Source organism: Nostocoides jenkinsii Ben 74 (assembly GCF_001046875.1).
GTDB classification, from domain to species: domain Bacteria; phylum Actinomycetota; class Actinomycetes; order Actinomycetales; family Dermatophilaceae; genus Nostocoides_A; species Nostocoides_A jenkinsii.
The window spans coordinates 367,686-386,344 of the sequence record NZ_HF571038.1; the positions used below are offsets into that span (position 1 = coordinate 367,686).

The 18,659-nt window shown below is 67.2% G+C and carries 12 protein-coding genes and 1 other RNA gene; 6 read left to right on the forward strand and 7 right to left on the reverse strand.

Going from position 1 to position 18,659, the window contains the following annotated elements; genetic code table 11:
- Window positions 1-238: 238 nt before the first annotated feature.
- Both glnA and BN13_RS01670 read right to left on the reverse strand, forming a co-directional pair.
- Window positions 239-1,576 carry a type I glutamate--ammonia ligase gene (glnA, locus tag BN13_RS01665; protein ID WP_048548752.1) on the reverse strand — a complete coding sequence of 446 codons (1,338 nt, stop codon included), beginning with the start codon at window positions 1,574-1,576 and terminating at the stop codon, window positions 239-241.
- 153 nt (window positions 1,577-1,729) lie between these two features.
- Entirely contained in the window at window positions 1,730-4,048 is a 2,319-nt protein-coding gene (locus tag BN13_RS01670; protein WP_048543895.1) for an immune inhibitor A domain-containing protein, read from the reverse strand.
- A 172-nt stretch (window positions 4,049-4,220) separates the two neighbouring features.
- On the opposite strand from BN13_RS01670, the gene panB reads away from it, so the two are divergent.
- The gene (panB, locus tag BN13_RS01675) at window positions 4,221-5,084 is read left to right on the forward strand and encodes a 3-methyl-2-oxobutanoate hydroxymethyltransferase (protein WP_048543897.1); all 864 of its coding nucleotides are present in this window, start codon (window positions 4,221-4,223) and stop codon (window positions 5,082-5,084) included.
- Window positions 5,085-5,107: 23 nt separating this feature from the next.
- Here the strand turns inward: panB and map are convergent, their stop codons facing one another.
- Window positions 5,108-5,971, reverse strand: coding sequence for a type I methionyl aminopeptidase (gene map, locus BN13_RS01680; protein WP_048543898.1), 864 nt, complete (start codon window positions 5,969-5,971; stop codon window positions 5,108-5,110).
- 56 nt (window positions 5,972-6,027) lie between these two features.
- Between map and BN13_RS01685 the strand changes: the two genes are divergently transcribed.
- Complete coding sequence (locus tag BN13_RS01685; RefSeq protein ID WP_048543899.1) at window positions 6,028-6,210, forward strand: hypothetical protein; 183 nt, start codon at window positions 6,028-6,030, stop codon at window positions 6,208-6,210.
- Window positions 6,211-6,234: 24 nt separating this feature from the next.
- Here BN13_RS01685 and BN13_RS01690 read toward each other — a convergent pair whose 3' ends face one another.
- From BN13_RS01690 to BN13_RS01695, 3 genes are all read right to left on the reverse strand, one after another.
- Window positions 6,235-6,885 carry an MBL fold metallo-hydrolase gene (locus BN13_RS01690; RefSeq protein ID WP_048543901.1) on the reverse strand — a complete coding sequence of 217 codons (651 nt, stop codon included), beginning with the start codon at window positions 6,883-6,885 and terminating at the stop codon, window positions 6,235-6,237.
- Window positions 6,886-6,989: 104 nt separating this feature from the next.
- An RNA gene (gene rnpB, locus BN13_RS18410) (RNase P RNA component class A) lies at window positions 6,990-7,379 on the reverse strand.
- A gap of 13 nt (window positions 7,380-7,392) precedes the next feature.
- Window positions 7,393-8,874: an RNB domain-containing ribonuclease gene (locus BN13_RS01695; protein WP_048543903.1), complete on the reverse strand. Its 1,482-nt coding sequence runs from the start codon at window positions 8,872-8,874 to the stop codon at window positions 7,393-7,395.
- Window positions 8,875-8,955: 81 nt separating this feature from the next.
- Between BN13_RS01695 and BN13_RS01700 the strand changes: the two genes are divergently transcribed.
- The 3 genes from BN13_RS01700 (at window position 8,956) to BN13_RS01710 (ending at window position 11,467) form a co-directional block, all read left to right on the forward strand.
- A complete protein-coding gene (locus BN13_RS01700; protein WP_048543906.1) occupies window positions 8,956-9,705 on the forward strand; it encodes a YaaA family protein in 750 nt (249 codons plus the stop codon).
- Between the two features lie 65 nt (window positions 9,706-9,770).
- Window positions 9,771-10,262, forward strand: a complete 492-nt coding sequence (locus BN13_RS01705; protein WP_201329036.1) for a SigE family RNA polymerase sigma factor — start codon at window positions 9,771-9,773, stop codon at window positions 10,260-10,262.
- A complete protein-coding gene (locus BN13_RS01710) occupies window positions 10,259-11,467 on the forward strand; it encodes a hypothetical protein (protein ID WP_048543913.1) in 1,209 nt (402 codons plus the stop codon). Before BN13_RS01705 ends, BN13_RS01710 begins: the two co-directional genes overlap by 4 nt.
- 8 nt (window positions 11,468-11,475) lie before the next feature.
- Here BN13_RS01710 and metZ read toward each other — a convergent pair whose 3' ends face one another.
- Window positions 11,476-12,675, reverse strand: a complete 1,200-nt coding sequence (gene metZ, locus BN13_RS01715) for an O-succinylhomoserine sulfhydrylase (RefSeq protein WP_048543915.1) — start codon at window positions 12,673-12,675, stop codon at window positions 11,476-11,478.
- Between the two features lie 166 nt (window positions 12,676-12,841).
- Between metZ and pulA the strand changes: the two genes are divergently transcribed.
- Window positions 12,842-18,658 carry a pullulanase-type alpha-1,6-glucosidase gene (pulA, locus tag BN13_RS01720; RefSeq protein WP_048543917.1) on the forward strand — a complete coding sequence of 1,939 codons (5,817 nt, stop codon included), beginning with the start codon at window positions 12,842-12,844 and terminating at the stop codon, window positions 18,656-18,658.
- The last annotated feature ends 1 nt before the right edge of the window (window position 18,659 follow it).

Sequence of the window (18,659 nt, forward strand, 5' to 3'; positions counted from 1 at the left end):
TAAACGCCCCGCCCAGATCCCGCGGCCGGGTCAGCCCGAGATCGAGGGGTCGGATCGAGGCCACGGGTCAGCCAGCGCGGTCGGCCGGGTCAGCCAGCCGGGGCTCAGCCAGCGGACGCAATAACCTGCGGCGGACGCAAAAGCCTTTGCGTCCGCCGCAGGTTATTGCGTCCGCGAAGGGGCCTGCCGCACGTTATTGCGTCCGCGAAGGGGCCTGCCGCGCCAGTTGTATGCCGCGTCAGAGGCGCGGAAGGAGGCGCTCCAGCTCGAAGGCGGTCACCTGGTGGCGGTAGTCCTCCCACTCCCGCCGCTTGTTGCGCAGGAAGAAGTCGAAGACGTGTTCGCCCAGCGTCTCGGCCACGAGTTCGCTGCGCTCCATCGCCGTGATCGCCTCCGACAGCGAGGACGGCAGTGGCTCGATGCCGAGGGCGCGACGCTCGTTGCGGGTGAGGCTCCAGACGTCATCCTCGGTCTCGGGGGGCAACTCGTAGCCCTCCTCGATCCCCTTGAGGCCGGCGGCGAGAGTCACGGCATACGCCAAATAGGGGTTGCAGGCGGCGTCGATGGTGCGGACTTCGACGCGGCTGCTCTGCCCCTTCAGCGGCTTGTACATCGGGACGCGAACCATGGCGGAGGTGTTGTTGTGTCCCCACGTGATGTGGGCGGGCGCCTCCCCCCCACCCCAGATGCGCTTATAGGAGTTCACCCACTGGTTGGTGACGGCGGTGATCTCGGCTCCGTGCCGCAGAATGCCGGCGATGAACTGCCGCGCCACGGTCGAGAGTTGGTATGGCGCGCCCGCCTCGAAGAAGGCGTTGGCGTCACCCTGGAACAACGACATGTGGGTATGCATGCCCGAGCCCGGGTGCTCCGCGAACACCTTCGGCATGAAGGTTGCATAGATGTCGCGCTCCAGCGCAACCTCCTTCACCACGGTGCGGAAGGTCATGATGTTGTCGCTGGTGGTGAGGGCATCGGCATACCGAAGATCGATTTCGTTCTGCCCGGGCGCGCCCTCGTGGTGACTGAATTCCACCGAAATGCCGATGGCCTCCAGCATCTGGATGGCGGCGCGACGGAAGTCGTGGGCCATGCCCTTGGGCACGTGATCGAAGTAGCCCGCCTGATCGATCGGCTCCGGCCGCTCTCCTGGCTTCCATCCCTGCTTGAGCAGGAAGAACTCGATCTCGGGGTGGATGTAGAAGGTGTAACCCATGTCCGCGCACTTGGCGAGGGCCCGCTTCAAGACGTTGCGCGGGTCGGCGATGCTGGGGGTGCCGTCCGGAAGCATGATGTCGCAGAACATCCGGGCTGTGCCGGGCGCTTCCCCGCGCCACGGCAGGACCTGGAAGGTCGCCGGGTCGGGTTTGGCGAGCATGTCGGATTCGAAGACGCGGGCGAACCCTTCGATGACCGAGCCGTCGAATCCGATGCCCTCCGCGAACGCCCCTTCGAGCTCAGCCGGGGCGATGGCCACGGACTTCAGCGTGCCGAGGACGTCCGTGAACCACAGGCGCACGAACCGGATGTCTCGTTCTTCGATGGTCCGCAGGACAAACTCCTGCTGACGATCCATGTCGGCATCCAATCGCATGCGTGTTACGGGGGCGTTAACCCGCATCGTTAACCTGAAGCGGGCAACGGCGAGGGCCCCGGGAGGAACTCCCGGGGCCCTCGGTCGTCCATCGGCTCACGCCGCAGATGATCCTCAGTCAGAGCGAGCGCAGGCTCACTTGAAGGAGATGTTGAGCTTCATCGGCCAACCACGCGTCGGGTCCTGCGACGTCACCTTGATGACGGTGCCCGTGCCGGCGACCTGGACGGAGCCGCCCGGGTTGTCAGCGCTCCAGTAGCGCGTCGGGTTGGAGTCGTCGAAGGTCGACATGGCCGGACGAGACGGCATCACGATCGGCACGCCGTTCTTGTGGAAAACCACGCGGTCGGTGCGCTCAAGACCGAACGTCGCGTCGAAGGCGCCACGACGGTTGGTGATCGTGCCCTGCGCGTTCATGATCGCCGCCGGACGAGCGTCGACCGGGAGCGACAGCCCAGCACCCGGGTGCTGGCTGGTGTTGTTGTCGCCATAGCGGTAGTCGACGTACCAGACCACGAGGCCGTTCTGGTACGGGAAGCGCTCCACCCAGTCAGGCTTGGTGGTGGCCCAACCGAAGTTGTAGGGGCCCGTCTTCAGGGTGTTGTCGTAGCCGGAGTAGACCCGGTTCTCCACCATGTAGTAGTTGGGCTTCGACTCGCTCGTGGTGCCCGTGGTCCGGCTGAAGCCATCGGTGGTCCAGCCGTTGTCGCCATTCTCGGCACCATCGTCGACCAGGACCGTGCTGCCCTTGGTGATCTTGATGTTGTCGAGGAACGGACCGCCGTAGTGGAGGCCGCCGTCAGTGGCGTAGCGGAAGCGGAAGTCAATCTTCTTGCCCGCCCACGCGGAGAGGTTCCACGACTGTGCCACCCACTGGGGGTTCTGCCCGGTGATCGGGTCGCCGACCTGTGCCCAGGTCTTGCCACCATCGGTGGAGGCCTCGGCATACAGGAAGTCGTAGTCCTCCTCGATGTCGGCCCACAGCATGGCGTCGACCTTGGCGGTCGTGGCACCGGTGAGGTCGAGCTGGCGGCTCATGGTGTTCTGGAGGTCATCGGCAGCGCCGCCCCACCACTCCATGGAGCCCGCGTAGGGGGTGTTGTACTTGATCACGAGCTGGCGGTTGGGCAGCGGGACCACGACGGCCTGCGGCATACCCTGGCCGTCCTTGTTGGCCGGGCCGAGGATCGGCGTCGAGGTCTTGCCGAACGGCACGACCTGGTAGTCGAGCCAGCCGAGCTGGGCCTTCTCCAACGGGCCCATGTAGCCGGGGACCGTGCCGATTGCGGCGCCGCCGCGGTTCAGCCAGGAGCCCGAGGACATGAGGGTCCAGAAGGCCGTGCTGTTGTCGCCACCTTGGGTGTCGTAGTAGTCCGGCAGGCCGAGGTCATGGCCAAACTCGTGCGCGAACACACCGAGGCCGCCGTTCTCGGGCTCAGTGGTGTAGTCACCGACCCAGATTCCGGAGTCACCGATCTGCGCGCCGCCGAGCTTGTTGTTGCCCGGACCGGTCACACCGATGTCAGTGGAGTTGACGTACCAACGGTGGCTCCAGATCGCGTCCTCGCCCTGCGCGCCGCCGCCGGCTTCCTCGCCTTCACCGGCGTGGATGTCCTGGAAGTGGTCGATGTAGCCGTCCGGCTCGTTGAAGTTGCCGTCGCCGTCGGCGTCGTAGCGGTCAACCTTGTCGAACTGGCTCAGGTAGGCCCGGATCTGCGCCTTGGTCTTGCCCATCTTGATCTGCTTGGCATACCAGGCGTCGACACTGTCCTCGATGAACGGCCAGTAGACCTCGTTGTCGGGCAGCTTGTTAGAGCCGTAGCGCGCCTCGTTGTAGGGCACACGCACCCAGTCGGAGACGTCACCCTTGGCCAGGAAACGGCCTTGCGACTGCTTGAGGTAGAAGTCCTTGAAGGACGTCCCGGTCCCGAACATCATGTTCTTGTAGTGCGCGACGTTGAAGTTCTTCGTCCAATAGGTCGAATTGTTGTCGGTCGAGTTGCCGTCCCACTTGCGGTCCGGCGCGGGGATCTGGTTGTTGAGCGGACCCGGGGTGCCGCCGGTGGCCGGCATGGTCTTGTTGCCGAAATCGACAAGGATCGTGAAGATGGACTCTTCGCGCTTGGTGGGGTACCAGACCCACCGAGACCGTGCCGTCGGGTCGCCGGCGCGGGCGTTGGGGTTGCCGGACAGCTTGATGACGCGGTTGGCGCCAGAGCCCTCCAGGGTTGCCTTGCCGGTGAACAGCTTGTTGAGCGCGTCGGCGCGCAGGGCGTTCTGCGCGTCTGCCAACGGGTTGGGCAGGGAGTCCCCGCCCTTGCGAATCGCTTGCGGCCCATCCGAAGCAGGGGCCGGCGTAGGCGAGGATCCCGCCTGCGCAGTCGACGGGGCCATCGCGAGGGCGAGGGCCGCTACGGCCACGCCCGACACGGCACCCACGTGTCGTTTCTTCACTGTCAACTTCCTCCCAATCGGTTCTGGGACCCACGGATGGGCACCCAGGGGCAAGGCAAACACGGATCGGCCCGTCTGACCAGACTTATCGCGTGACGAAATCCCGCCAGAGGCGGGATTCGGCGAAGAATCTTGCCCGAGCGCCCGCGAGCGGACTCCTTAGGATGCCCAAATGACGAGTCAGCCCGCCCCCGAGTCGACCAATCCCTATGGCACCGGCGCCCAGGCGGCACCACAACGACGAGTGCGCGTCCCCCACTTGATCGCGATGAAGGAGCGCGGCGAGAAGTGGGCGATGCTCACGGCATACGACATGTATGCCGCGGAGATCTTCGACGAGGCCGGCATCCCCGTGCTGCTGGTCGGCGACTCGGCCGGGAACAACGTCTATGGGTTCGAGACCACCGTCCCGGTCACCGTCGATCACCTGGTGCCGCTCTGTCGGGCGGTCACGTCGGCGGCCAAGCACGCGATGGTTGTGGCGGACCTGCCGTTTGGCTCCTACCAGGCGAGCCCGCAGCAGGCGCTGGCCACGGCGACGCGCTTCATGAAGGAGGGACTCGCGCACGCGGTGAAACTGGAGGGCGGGAAGGCGATGGTGCCGGAGGTCGAGTTACTCGTCCGCGCGGGCATCCCGGTCATGGGCCACATCGGCTTCACGCCGCAGAGCGAGCACGTGCTCGGGGGCTACAAGGTCCAGGGTCGCGGCGCCGGGGCGGAGAAGCTGCTGGAAGATGCGCTCGCGCTCGAAGCGGCCGGCTGCTTTGCAATCGTGATGGAGATGGTCCCTGCCCCCGCGGCCGCTCGGGTGACCGAGGCCCTGCGGATTCCGACCATCGGCATCGGCGCCGGTCCGGACTGCGACGCACAGGTGCTGGTCTGGCAGGACCTCGCCGGCCTGCGCGGGGGCCGCGCCCCCCGCTTCGTCAAGAAGTATGCCGATCTGCGCACTGCCCTCGGCAACGCCGCCAAGGAGTATGCCGCGGACGTCGCCGCCGGGACCTTCCCCGCGCAGGAGCACTCGTTCCTGGAGTGACTCTCGCTCCGGAGTGACGTGGCCTACGGCAGCGTCAGGATCTCGTTGCCGTTATCGGTCACCAGGATCGTGTGCTCGAACTGAGCCGAGCGCCGCTTGTCCTTGGTGACCACGGTCCACTTGTCGGGCCACATCGACCATTCGTGGGTGCCGAGGTTGAGCATCGGCTCGACGGTGAACGTCATACCAGCCTCGATGATCGTCCCGTAATGCGGCGCCGCGTCGTAGTGCGGCACGATCAGGCCCGAGTGAAAGGCCGTGCCGATGCCGTGCCCGGTGAAGTCGCGGACGACGCCATAGCCAAAGCGCCGGGCATAGCTCTCGATCACGCGGCCGATGACATTGATCGGCCGACCGGGCGCCGCCGCCTTGATCCCGCGCATCATCGCCTCGTGAGTGCGCTCGACCAACAGCCGGGACTCCTCGTCGACGTCGCCGACGAGATAAGTCGCATCGGTGTCGCCGTGCACGCCCCCGATGAACGCCGTGATGTCGATATTGACGATGTCGCCGTCCTCAAGGCGTCGATCATCCGGGATGCCGTGGCAGACGACCTCGTTGACGGAGGTGCAGATCGACTTGGGGAACCCGCGGTAGCCCAAGGTCGAGGGGTAGGCACCGTGGTCGAGCAGGAACTCGTGAGCGATGGCGTCGAGTTCGTCGGTGGTGACGCCCGGCGCGATGGCCGCTGCAGCGGTGGCCATCGCCTGGGCCGCGATGGTGCCGGCCACCCGCATCTTGGCGATGGTCTCGGCGTCCTTGACCTCCGAACCCGTGAACGGCTTCGGGGCCGGACGATCGACATACTCGGGACGCGCGATCCCGGCCGGGACCGGCCGGCGAGCAGAGATCGAGCCCGGAGACACATGGGCGCGGGTGAGCGGCATACGGTTGAGTCTAGGCATCCGGACCGGACGCCCCGAGCGACGAGGGAGTTGCTGACATGGCTTTTTGGTTCAACGTGGCGACCGGCCAGGTGGAGAACGACGACACCCGCGGGATGGACTCCGACGTGATGGGCCCGTACGACACCGAAGAAGAAGCCTCGCGCGCGCTGCAAACGGCAGCCGAGAAGACGAAGGCCTGGGACGAGGCGGACCGGCGCTGGGAGGAAGGCGAGGACTGAGGCCGGCTCGCGCCGGCAGCGGGGTCACGTCAGGTCGACAGGCCCCCCGCCAGCGAGATCGACGATCTCCGTAGTCGCGCAGCCGAGGGTCCGCGCCTGCGACAGATAGAGCTTCCGGCCGGTCTCGTTGAGGAGCCCGTCGTGGATGGGGATGGCGCGCGCCACCTCCAGCCGACGTAGGAAGCGGGTCATCTCCCGGCTGCGCTGCCAGGGCGCGTTCAGTGGGAAGCAGGCAATGTCCACCTCGCCGGGGTCCTCGGCCAGCGTGTCGCCCGGGTGATAGATGCTCGGCTCGTCCGGCGCGGTCAATACGACGCCGACGTTGTCGATGATGGGCCAGTCCTTGTGGATCAGGGCGTGCTTCTTGCCGACCGGCCGGATCGTGATCGGGCCCACGTGGTGGTCGGTCCCGTTCTGGGCCGTGGTGTCAATGCCGAGACCGACGAGAATCGCCGTTGACTGCGGGTCCGCCAAGACGAAGGCCGACCGGTTGCGCCGCCGGATGTCGAGGACCCGCTTCTGGTCGAGATGGTCGGCGTGCTGATGGGTCACCACGATCGCATCAAGGTCGGTGGCCTCGGCGAAATCGGGGACGAAGGCGCCGGGATCGATCAGTATGCGCTGGCCCGCCGCCTCGATGAGCAGGCAGGCGTGACCGAGATGAGTGATGCGCATAGCTTCGGACGGTAGCAACTGAGCAGGTCGGTGCGGGGATCGGCCTGCGATGGGTGCGAAACCGCCAACTCTGGGTTACGCGGGAAGACAACTCTGGGTTGGACGGGAAGAGTCGACCGATACGCCGGATTCTGTTCCCGCACACAGTTGCCCGTGCGTGGGCGACGGTCATCCATCTAGGCCAGCCGTTGCCGACTGGCTCAAGCGCCCTACCCGCGTGCTCCGGCGGGCCGCCGTCGAACGCACGCATATTCGGACTTGCTCCCGGTGGGGTTTACCTAGCCGACCTGGTCACCCAGGCCGCTGGTGGTCTCTTACACCACCCTTTCACCCTGACCGACCACGACGTAATGCCGCGGTCGGCGGTCTTCTCTCTGTGGCACTTTCCCGCGGGTCGCCCCGGGTGGCCGTTAGCCACCACCGTGCCCTTCGGAGTCCGGACGTTCCTCGGCCGGTCACCGTTGGCGACCGAACGCGACCGTCTGGTCGACTCTTCCCGCCTGAAGTCTATTGTCCCTGGCTCCCGACCCGCTCGACCACCTCGAATCGGACCTCGCCGGTGTCGATGGACGCCTCCACCAGTCGGGCCCGAACCTGATCGCCGAGATCGATCCGCACACGGGTGGAGGTTTGCGCGACGACGGCCGCGTCGGTGAGTTGCAGCAGCCACATGCCGTGTTGGCCGTTATCGACGATGACGCCATCGAAGACCTCGCCGACCTGCGTGCCCAGGACAGCCGCCTCGACGGCGTCGGTGCACGCTCGCTCCACACCGGAAGCCACCCGCGACGACGCGGCCATGATCTCGGGCAAGGCGGCCAGTCCGGAGCGCGCCCATTCGGGGATGGGCTGTCCCTGCGAGAGAGCTTCGGCGACCGCCAGGCCGAACCGGTCGACGAGCCGGCGCAAGGGCGCGGTGACGTGGGCATAGGTCGAGGCGAGCGCCCCATGCTCGGGGTTGGCGGGCACCTCACCGTCGAAGGCCGCATAAGCGGACCCGCGGAAGAGCCCGGTCGCGTCGTAGATCAAGGCGAGATGACGTGGATCGCGGCGATCCAGGGAGCGGAGGAACTCGCCATACGGCTGTCCCTCGGTCCACTCGACCCCGAGGGCCTTGGCCTCCCGAAGGAACCGCTCGATGGCCTCCGTGGGCGGTGTGGGGAGGATGCGCAGAATCCCCACCTTGGCCGCCACCATCAACTCGGCCGCGGCCATGCCGGTCATGAGGGAGATCTGGGCGTTCCACTCCTCGGCCGGCACGGGTGGCCGGAAGGTGAGGACGTAGTGACCCGCATCGTCCTTGGTGACCTCCTGCTCCGGCATCGGCAGGCTGGCACCGCCGCGACGTTTCTCGAACGCGATGCGTCGCTCCCCCACCTCCTTCAGCAGCGCGACCCGCTCGTCGGCGCTGCCGTCATCGATCATCCGTTGCACCTGGGCGTAGTCGAGCCGGTCGACGCTCTTGACCAGCGCCCGATAGACCTCGACTGAGGTGCCCTCGCCGTCGTCCCCAACCTTCATATCCCAGACGTATGCCGCGCGCGTCTCCCCCGGCAACAGGCTGGCCGCTCCCTCGCTCACCGCCGGCGGATGCAAGGGGGTGCGCTCGTCCGGTGCGTAGATCGTCTGCCCACGGGCGTGCGCTTCGGCGTCAATGGCCCCGCCCGGGGCGACGAAAGCCGTGAGGTAGGCGATCGCGTAGCGGACCCGGAACCCCTCGGCGACTCGCTCGATATGCATCGCCTGGTCAAGGTCCATCGACCCCGGCGGGTCGATGGTGAAGAACGACACCGACGTCTCGTCGCGCTCGGGCAGGTCGAGCGGGGCGCCGACGACGGCTTCGGCCTCGGCCAACACCGCTGGCGGGAAAGCCGTCGGCACCTTGAACTGCGACCGGATCGCGGCGAATCGCGCCAGCAACTGCTCGTCACCGAGAACCTCGGTGACATCGGGGCGAAATCGCGTGCGCAAATGGTGGTCGTTGGCCATGTCCGACAACCTAATGGCCCCCTCCGACAACGGGGCGATCAGCGTCCACGGCACCGGTGGGCGGCGGCCTACAGTGTCGCCGTGCTCATCCTCCTGCCCCCATCGGAGACCAAGTTCCGCCCCCGCCGCGGCGCGCCCATGCGGTTGGAGTCCGTCTCGTTCCCGGAGTTGACCGCCCTTCGTGCCGAGATCATCGACGCCCTGGTCACCGCCTCGGCCCGAGCGGACGCGCTCCACCTCCTCGACGTTCCGACCACGCTCCAGGACGAGGTGGACGCCAATCTCAGCCTCACCACGCGGCCCGCACGGCCGGCCTTGGAGATCTACACCGGCGTGCTGTATGACGCTTTGGCCGCCCCCACCTTGTCTCCCGCCGGCAAGCGGCGCGCGGCCCGACGGCTCGTGATCTCGTCCGCGGTGTACGGCGCTGTCCGCCCGGGTGACCGGATCGCGCCATACCGCACCTCTATGGGCGCGGACCTGCCCGGGGTGGGGCGCCTGGCCACCCGGTGGAAGGGATGCCTTGATGCGGTCCTGGCTCCCGCCGCAGGCAACGGACTCATCGTCGACTGTCGATCGGCGACCTACGCCGCGACGTGGACGCCTCGCGGCGGCCTCGCCGATCGTTGGGTTGCCGTCAACGTCCCGGGCGCGAGTCACATGGCAAAACACACGCGCGGCCTGGTGGCGCGGGCTCTGTGCGAGGACGGCGCCGATCCACGGCGCCCGGCGGGTCTGTTGACCGTGTTGGCGTCGCGGTTCGAGGTCGCCTTGCACCCTCCGGAGCGCACCGGCCGCCCGTGGATCTTGCAGGCGACCGCGCGGGACTAGAAAAATCCTCGACAGCGCTGCAACGCCCGGCCGGTCAAGCGCGTGAGTAGGGCATGGTGACGACGATGAACGCGACGAGCTTCGATGCGTGGGTGACCTCGCGCCAAGCGAGCCTGCTGCGCTTCGGCTACCTCGTCACCGGGTCGGCCGAAGGGGCCCAGGACGCCGTGCAGACGGCGGTGACCGAGGCATTTGCGCGCTGGGAGCACGTGGGCCGCCTGGAAGACCCCGAGACCTACGTCCGGCGCATGATCGCCAACGCCCACATCAGCAACTGGCGGCGGTTCGGGCGCCGCCAAGTGGTCGTGGCCGAACCGAGGGGCGGCGCCGGCGGCGATGCGAGCGAGCGCATCGCCGAGCACGACGCGGTCTGGCGCATGTGCGCCACGCTCCCGCCCCAACAGCGGGCCGCGGTCGTCCTGAGGTTCTACGAGGACCTGGACTATCCGGAGATCGCGGGCGTCCTGGGGTGCTCCGAAACCACCGCGCGCTCGCACATCCACCGGGCGCTGCGCCGCCTGCACACCACCTTGACCGCCCAGGGGACGAACCGATGACCAAGCCCACGTATGACGATTCCGATCTTGAGCGCGTCCTGCGCGACGCACTGCGCCACCATGCCGGCGATGCCCCCGAGCGTCTCGATGCTCCGGTGGCGGGAACCCTGTCCGCTGCCGCGGGCGACACAGGCGGGATTTCCCGTCGGCGTCGCTGGGTGCTTCCGGCCGTGGCCGCGATGGCCGCGCTCGCCGTCCCGGCGGGACTGGTTGCGCGCAATGTGCTTGACGTGGGCGGTTCGGGCGAGACGGGAGTTGCCGCCGGGTCCCCGTCCGCGACCGTGTCCCCGAGCAACTCCGCGTCCACCGCGACGGTCCCGGACGAATGGCGAGTCGAGTCGTATGGCGGTGCGCAAGTCCGCGTGCCCCCGACCTGGGGGTGGGGCGGGGCGCCGGCGCAGTTCGATTGGAATGGCGATAGTGTCACGGACTGCGCCGGGTGGTGGGCGTACACGAAGCCGGGCAGTTCGACCTACGGCGAGCACCAGGAGGGGTCGTATGTCGGACGGCCGGTGATGATGACCGACGTCTGTGGCGGCGGGCCGCCTGGGCACCCGACCGTGGACGCCGTCCTGTTGGGGGCGGCCGGGATGACTCCCGGCACCGAGACCTTCCCCGACGGCGTCATCCGCGAGACGCGAGCGGTCGGTGGGACGACCGTCACGGCATACAGCAAGAATGCGGCGCTCATCGCGCAAGTCCTCGGGACGGCGCAGGCCGTCACCACCGACGCCAACGACTGCCCCGTGCAGCTGCCGAAGACGGGACCGACCACCTCGTGGACCGGCGCCGGCGAGCCGAGCCGGCTCTCGGTTTGTGCGTATGACCGTGCCGGGACCCTGTTGTTCTCCGACCAGCACGACGCCACCGCGGCGGGTGCCTATGTCGCCGGAACCCGAAAGGGCGAATGGATCGAGAACGGCAGCAATGTCGGTCGCGGCGATTTCCACGATCACGTGGTGCTCCGGGTCGAGTTCACCGGCTCGGACGGGTCCAGAGTGCGCTGGGATCAGTTCTTCGCCGGCCCGGAGGGAAGCTATTTCCTCGTGCCGAACGCGGCCGGGCCCACCCTGAACGTCCCGGCCAGCCAGGCCAATATCGGGCCGTGGGCCAAGGACAACGGCCAGGTCAAGGCGTATGTCGTGGGCGGGGCTTGGTCTGAGACTGCCACCTGGCAGCGCTGGTTCCGGGGAATCCTCGGCTAAGGAGCGGGTCAGGCCTGCGCGATCGCCGCGAAGGCGCGCTCCAAGTCCTCGATCAGATCGAGTGGGTCTTCCAGTCCAACGGACAGCCGCATCGTTCCCGCGGTGATGCCCATGTCGGCGAGCTCTTCGGCCGAGAAGCGGGAGTGGGTCGTGGTCGCCGGGTGGGTGATCAGCGACTTCGTGTCACCGAGATTGTTGGAGATGTCGACGATCTCGAGCGCATCAAGGACCCGGAAGGTGGCGGCCTTGTCGGCATCGACAGTGAACGTCACGACTGTGCCGTAGCCGCTCATCTGGCGCCGGGCCAACTCCGCCTGGGGGTGGGACGCCAAGCCGGGATAGCAGACGTTCACGACCTCGGGACGCGCTTCGAACCACTCGGCGACCTGCTGGGCGTTGTTGGACTGGGCGCGCAGACGCAGGTCCATCGTCTCGAGGGACTTGACCAACACCCACGCGTTGAACGCCGACAGCGTGAGGCCGAGGTTGCGGATCATGGGCCGGACGACCTCGCGCAACTGCTGCTCACGACCCAGGACGGCTCCACCGAGGATGCGGCCTTGGCCGTCGATGTGCTTGGTCGAGGAGTACACGACGATGTCGGCGCCGAGGGCGAGTGGGGTCGAGAAGAGCGGGGTGCCGAAAACGTTGTCGACGACCACCGTTGCGCCGGCCGCGTGCGCGAGCTCCGACACGGCAGCGATGTCGACCAGGGTCATGGTCGGATTGCTCGGCGTTTCGAAGAACACCGCCGTCGTGGGCACCGACAGCGCCTCGCGCCAGGCCGCGAGGTCCGTCCCGTCGACGAAGACGGCCTCGACACCCCACCGCGGCAGGACGTCGGCGCAAATGGTGTAGCAGGTGCCGAAAAGCGCCTTGCTGGCCACGATCCGATCTCCCGCGGCACACAGTCCGGCCAGGACAGCGAAGACGGCGGACATGCCGGTCGGCGTGGCATAACACGCCTCAGCACCCTCCAGCGCGGCGAGACGCTGCTCAAACATCGTCACGGTGGGGTTGTGATACCGGCTGTATGAGTAGCGCTCGACCTCCTCCTTGAAGGTCGCCTCTGCCTCGGCTGCGCTGGAATAGACGTAGCCGGAGGTGAGGAATAGCGCCTCGGAAGTCTCCTCGAACTGGCTGCGCATCAACCCGCCCCGCACGGCAAGCGTGTCGCGGCGCAGGGGTCGAGAAGTCAGATCAGCCATTGCGCCAGCGTAGTTCTGGTGCCCTGGGCGCCCCGAGCGGATATCCGCCACGTGGACTGTGGGCGGTTACCGCTGGTACTCCGGAAATGTTTGGTTGCGCTGGGGTTGCCGTTGTCGGTGGCTACCCCTAGGTTGGTCTCGGGTCATTGGAGCCGAAGGAGTCTCGATGCATTTTCGCAGGTCAACAGCCGTCATCGCCGCGTTCTTCCTCGCTGTCGTGGGCTATCTGCCCAGCGTGGCGACGGCCCAGGCGGCCGCCCGAACCGCCACCTTGGTCGGGTCGCTGCAGTCGGAGCTTGGTTGCGACAGGGACTGGAACCCCGAGTGCACCGCGACCGACCTGACCCAGGTCGGCACCTCCTCGACCTACGAGAAGACCTTCACCGTTCCGGCCGGCTCGTGGGAGCTGAAGGTGGCCATCAACCACTCCTGGGACGAGGGCTACGGCGCGGCCGGCGGGGGCAACATACCCCTGGTGTTAGAGGGCCCGGCCCAGCTCACGGTTGCGTATGACGACGAGACGCACAAGGTCGGCCTAACCCCCGTGATCGCCGGCGGGGTGAGCGCCGCCGACAAGAAGGGTCCCCTCGACTCCCTGCGCGCCGGACTGACCAAGGAGCGGTTCTACTTCCTGATGGCCGACCGGTTCGCCAACGGCAGCGCCGCCAACGACACCGGCGGCCTGACCGGCGACCGGCTCGCGACCGGCCTCGACAAAACCGACACGGGCTTTTATCACGGCGGCGACCTGCGCGGCGTGATCGGGAAACTCGACTACATCAAGGGTCTAGGCACCACCGCCATCTGGCTCACGCCGAGCTTCAAGAACCGGCCGGTGCAAGGCAGTGGCGCCAACGCGAGCGCGGGATACCACGGCTACTGGATCACCGACTTCACGCAGATCGACCCGCACTTGGGCACCAACGCCGAGATGAAGGAGCTCATCACCAAGGCGCACGCCAAGGGGATGAAGGTGTTCTTCGACATCATCACCAACCACACGGCCGACGTCATCGACTACGCCAATGGCGGCGACTACCACTATGTTTCCAAGGCGAGCTCGCCCTATCGGGATGCCTCCGGCACTGCGTTCGACGACCGGGACTACGCCGGCGGCACCACCTTCCCTACGCTGGACCCCGCAACGTCCTTCCCGTACCAGCCCGTCTTCCGGACGCCTGCGGACGCGTCGGTCAAGGTTCCGGCGTGGCTGAACGATCGCACGCTCTACCACAACCGCGGGGACTCCACCTTTGCCGGTGAATCGAGCGAGTATGGCGATTTCGTCGGTCTCGACGACCTCTTCACCGAGCGGCCTGAGGTCGTCAAGGGGATGGGCGAGATTTACAAGACGTGGGTGGACCTGGGGATTGACGGCTTCCGGATCGACACGGTCAAGCACGTCAACCTGAAGTTCTGGGAGCAGTTCGCGCCGGCGATCCTCGGGCACGCGGCCGCGATCGGCAATCCCGACTTCTTCATGTTCGGCGAGATCTTCGACTCCAACCCGAAGTTCGTCAGCCAGTACACCACCACGGGCAAGCTGCCGGCCGCTCTCGACTTCTCCTTCCAGGAGGCGGCGATCGACTTCGCGGGCGGTTCGGCGACGACCCGACTGCGCGACATGTTCGCGGGCGACGACTACTTCACCGACGGCGACTCCAATATCTATGAGAGCCCGACTTTCCTCGGCAACCACGACCGCGGACGTGCCGCCTGGATGATCCAGAGCAAGGGCTTCGCTGGCACCGAGCTGCTCAACCGGGTGAAGCTGGCCAACTCGCTGATGTACCTCACCCGCGGCCAGCCGATCGTCTACTACGGCGACGAGCAGGGGTTGATCGGTTCGGGCGGAGACAAGGACGCGCGTGAGGACCTGTTTGCCACGAAGGTCGCGCAGTATGCCGAGGAGGCGAACCTCACCGGCCCCTCTGGTTCCCGGAACCGCTACTCCACGACCGCACCGCTGTATGTGCAGTTGCGAAAGCTGGCGGCGCTGAGGCAGGCCAACCCGGCACTGGCCGATGGCGCACAGATCCACCGCTACGCCAGTAACGACCCCGGCATCTACGCCTTCTCGCGCATCCGGCAGGGCCAGAACCTCGAATACCTCGTGGTCGCCAACAACGCGACCACGGCCAAGACCGCGAGCTTCAATGTCACCGCCCGCAACGCGGGCTTCACCCCGCTGCTCGGCGGGACCGAGGTTCGAGCGAACGCCAGTGCCCGGGTGACGGTCACGGTCCCGGCGTTGTCGGTTCGCGTCTTCAAGGCCAAGGCCAAGCTCCCGGCCCGCACTTCCGCTCCTGCGGTCTACCTCACCAGCCCTGCTCCCGGCGGGGTCGTCAGCGGACGCGCGCAAATCTCGGCGGCGGTCACGCAATCCGCCTTCGCTCAGGCCACCTTCCGCGTCCGCCCGGTGGGCACCACAGCGTGGCAGACGATCGGCACGGACGACGCCCAGCCCTATTCCGTCTATCACGACGTCTCGGCGATGGCGCCGGGGACCATGCTGGAGTACCGCGTCGTCCTCAAGGACAGCAGCGGCAACTTCAGCGCCAAGTCCAGCTATGCCGTCGTGGGCGCCCCCGGTGCCAAGATGGCGAAGCCCGGCACCAGCACCCGCAGCGATCGGCGGGGCCCGTCGGCCATCGCCAGTGTGAACGCCGTCGGTCCGGTGACCCAGCCCGACGCCGTCGCCGTGGCTGGCTCGCTTGACTCGGAGTTGGGCTGCACCGGCGAGAACGATGGCGACTGGCAGCCCTACTGCGACCAGGCCCAGATGACCCTCGACCCCTCGGATCAGATCTGGAAGCTCACCGTCACCATCCCTGCGGGCGAGTACGAGTACAAGGCCGCGCTCAACAAGTCCTGGACGGAGAACTACGGCCTTGGCGGCGCCCTCGGTGGCGCCAACGTCAAGGTCACCACGGACGGCAATCCGGTCACGTTCTTTTACGACCACTCGACGCACTGGATCACCAGCGACGCCAACGGGCCCATCATCACGGCCCCGGGGAGCATGCAGAGCGAGTTGGGCTGCCCGGGCGACTGGCAGCCGGACTGCATGAACCCCTGGCTGCAGGATCCGGACGGCGATGGCACCTACACCTGGCGCTCGGACCAGCTTCCCGTCGGCAACTATGAGTTCAAGGTCGCGCACGGACTGAACTGGGACGAAAACTATGGCGTCGGCGGCGCGCCGGGAGGCGCAAATGTGCCGTTCTCGGTGTCCAAGGCCGGCGTGGTGGTAACCATCACCTATGTCTTGGCTACCCACCAGATCACCGTGACCACCTCGAGCTCGGGGCCCGCCCCCGACTTGAAGGCCGCCAAGGCGTTCTGGGTGACCCCGACACTGCTGGCGTGGCCCGCGGACGCCATTCCCGACGGCGCCAACCCCGCACTACTGAAGTGGCGCCTGCACTATGCGCCCAATGCGGGCATGAGCATCGACGCCGAGGACCTGCCCGGGAGCAAGAGCCTGCCGTTGCGCTACGACTCGGCCGGCCTGCCTGCCTCGGTGACCTCGTCCTACCCCGAGCTGCGCGGTTACCTGGCTCTTCGCCTCAACAGCGTCGCCGCGCAGCAGGCACCGACGATCCTGCGTGGCCAGGTGGCGGTGGCGCTCTACGACAACGTAGGCGCCCTCCTCGACGCGACCGGAGTCCAGACGGCGCACGTGCTCGACAGTCTGTATGCCGCGAGCGCCACCACCCGGTCATACGGCGCGACCTTCGCCGGCACCGGCGGCCCCACCTATCGCGTGTGGGCTCCCACCGCCAAAAAGGTCACGCTGTTGACGTGGTCCGCCTCCGCACCCGGTGACGCGCCCATCAGCACGGCCAAGCGCACGGCCATGATTCGCGCAACCGACGGCTCGTGGTCGGTCAAGGCTGGCGCGAAGAACGCCCGCTACCTCTACGAGGTCGTGGTCTATGCCCGCAGCACCGGCAAGATCGAGACGGTGCGCGTGACCGATCCCTACTCCGTCGCGCTCACCCTCAACTCGACGCGCTCAGTGGCGGTCAATCTCAAGGACCCCACCTTCCGCCCGACGCTGTGGACGACGACCAAGCAGCCCGGCTTGGCGCGCTTCGCCGACACGTCGATCTACGAGTTGCACGTGCGCGACTTCTCCATCTCCGACACCTCGGTGCCGGCCGAACAGCGCGGCTCCTATCTCGCCTTCGCCGGCAACGGCAAGGGCATGCAGCACCTCAAGGCACTGCGCGGCGCGGGGCTCAACACCATCCACCTGCTGCCGACCTTCGACATCGCCTCGATCCAGGAGGACCCGGCGAAGCAGTCGACTCCGCAGTGCGACCTTTCCAGCATGGCGCCGGACAGTGAGCAGCAGCAGGCCTGCATCGACGCGATCCGCGGCAACGACGCCTTCAACTGGGGCTATGACCCGTGGCACTGGATGGCGCCGGAAGGCTCCTATGCCTCCACCCCCACGGCGGCTGACGGCGGCAAGCGCGTCGCCGAGTTCCGCACGATGGTCGGCGGCCTCCACCGGGCCGGGCTGCGGGTGGTCCTCGACCAGGTGTTCAACCACACCCCCACCTCGGGGCTGGCCGACACCAGCGTGCTCGACAAGGTGGTTCCCGACTACTACCAGCGTCTGAACGCCACTGGCGCCGTGGAGACCTCCACGTGCTGCCAGAACATCGCGACGGAGCACCTGATGGCCCAAAAGGCCATGGTCGACGCCGTCGTCATGTGGGCGCGCGACTACAAGATCGACGGCTTCCGGTTCGACCTGATGGGCCACCACTCGCGAGCCAACCTGCTTGCGGTCCGGGCGGCGCTGAACAAGCTCACCGTCACCAATAGCGGCGTCAACGGCAAGAAGGTCTATCTGTATGGCGAGGGCTGGAACTTCGGCGAGGTGGCCGGCAACGCGCTCTTCTATCAGGCGACGCAGGGCCAGCTCGGTGGCACGCACATCGGCACCTTCTCCGACCGGTTGCGCGATGCGGTGCGCGGCGGCGGGCCGTTCGATGAGGACCCGCGCAAGCAGGGCTTCGGCAGTGGTGAATTCACTGACCCCAACGGAGCGCCGATCAACGACGCGGCGGCAACCACGCTCAAGCACGACACCGACCTCGTCCAACTCGGTCTCGCGGCCAATCTCAAGTCGTTCACCTTCCGGCTCAACTCCACCGGTGAGGTGGCGCGCGGCGATCAGGTCGACTACAACGGGTCACCCGCGGGCTACGCGACCAATCCGGACGAAGTCATCACCTATGTGGACGCGCACGACAACGAGACCCTGTTCGACAGTTTGACCTTCAAGCTGCCCGTAGCAACTTCGATGGCGGATCGGGTCCGGATGAACACCCTGTCCCTAGCGACGACGGTGCTCGCCCAGACGCCGAGCTTCTGGCATGCCGGGACGGACCTGTTGCGCAGCAAGTCCCTGGATCGCAACAGCTACGACAGCGGCGACTGGTTCAACCGCCTCGACTGGACGGGCGCGGACAACGGCTTCGGCCACGGCCTGCCGTTGCAAGGCGACAACGGCGCAAAGTGGAGCTACATGCGGCCTCTCCTGGCCAATACGTCGCTCAAGCCGTCGGCCGGCGACGTCGCCCAGGCAAGCGCGATGGCTCAGGACCTGCTGCGGGTGCGCTACTCCAGCCGCCTCTTCCGGCTCGGTTCGGCCGCGGCGATCAACGCCAAGGTGAGCTTCCCGGTGAGTGGCACGGCCGACGCACAGCCCGGCGTGATCGTGATGCGCATCGACGACACCGTGGGCGCCGACCTCGATCCGTCGCTGGCGGGAGCGTTGATCGTCTTCAACGCCAGCCCGACCACCATCTCCCAGAAGGTCCCCGGGCTCAGCGGTGTGAGCCTGAGCCTCTCGCCAGTTCAGGCGGGCGGCGCCGACCCGGTGGTAAAGACCGCCACCTGGACCGCCTCGACGGGCACGGCCGGCGTCCCCGGGCGGACCGTGGCGGTCTTCCTCCAGAAGTAGC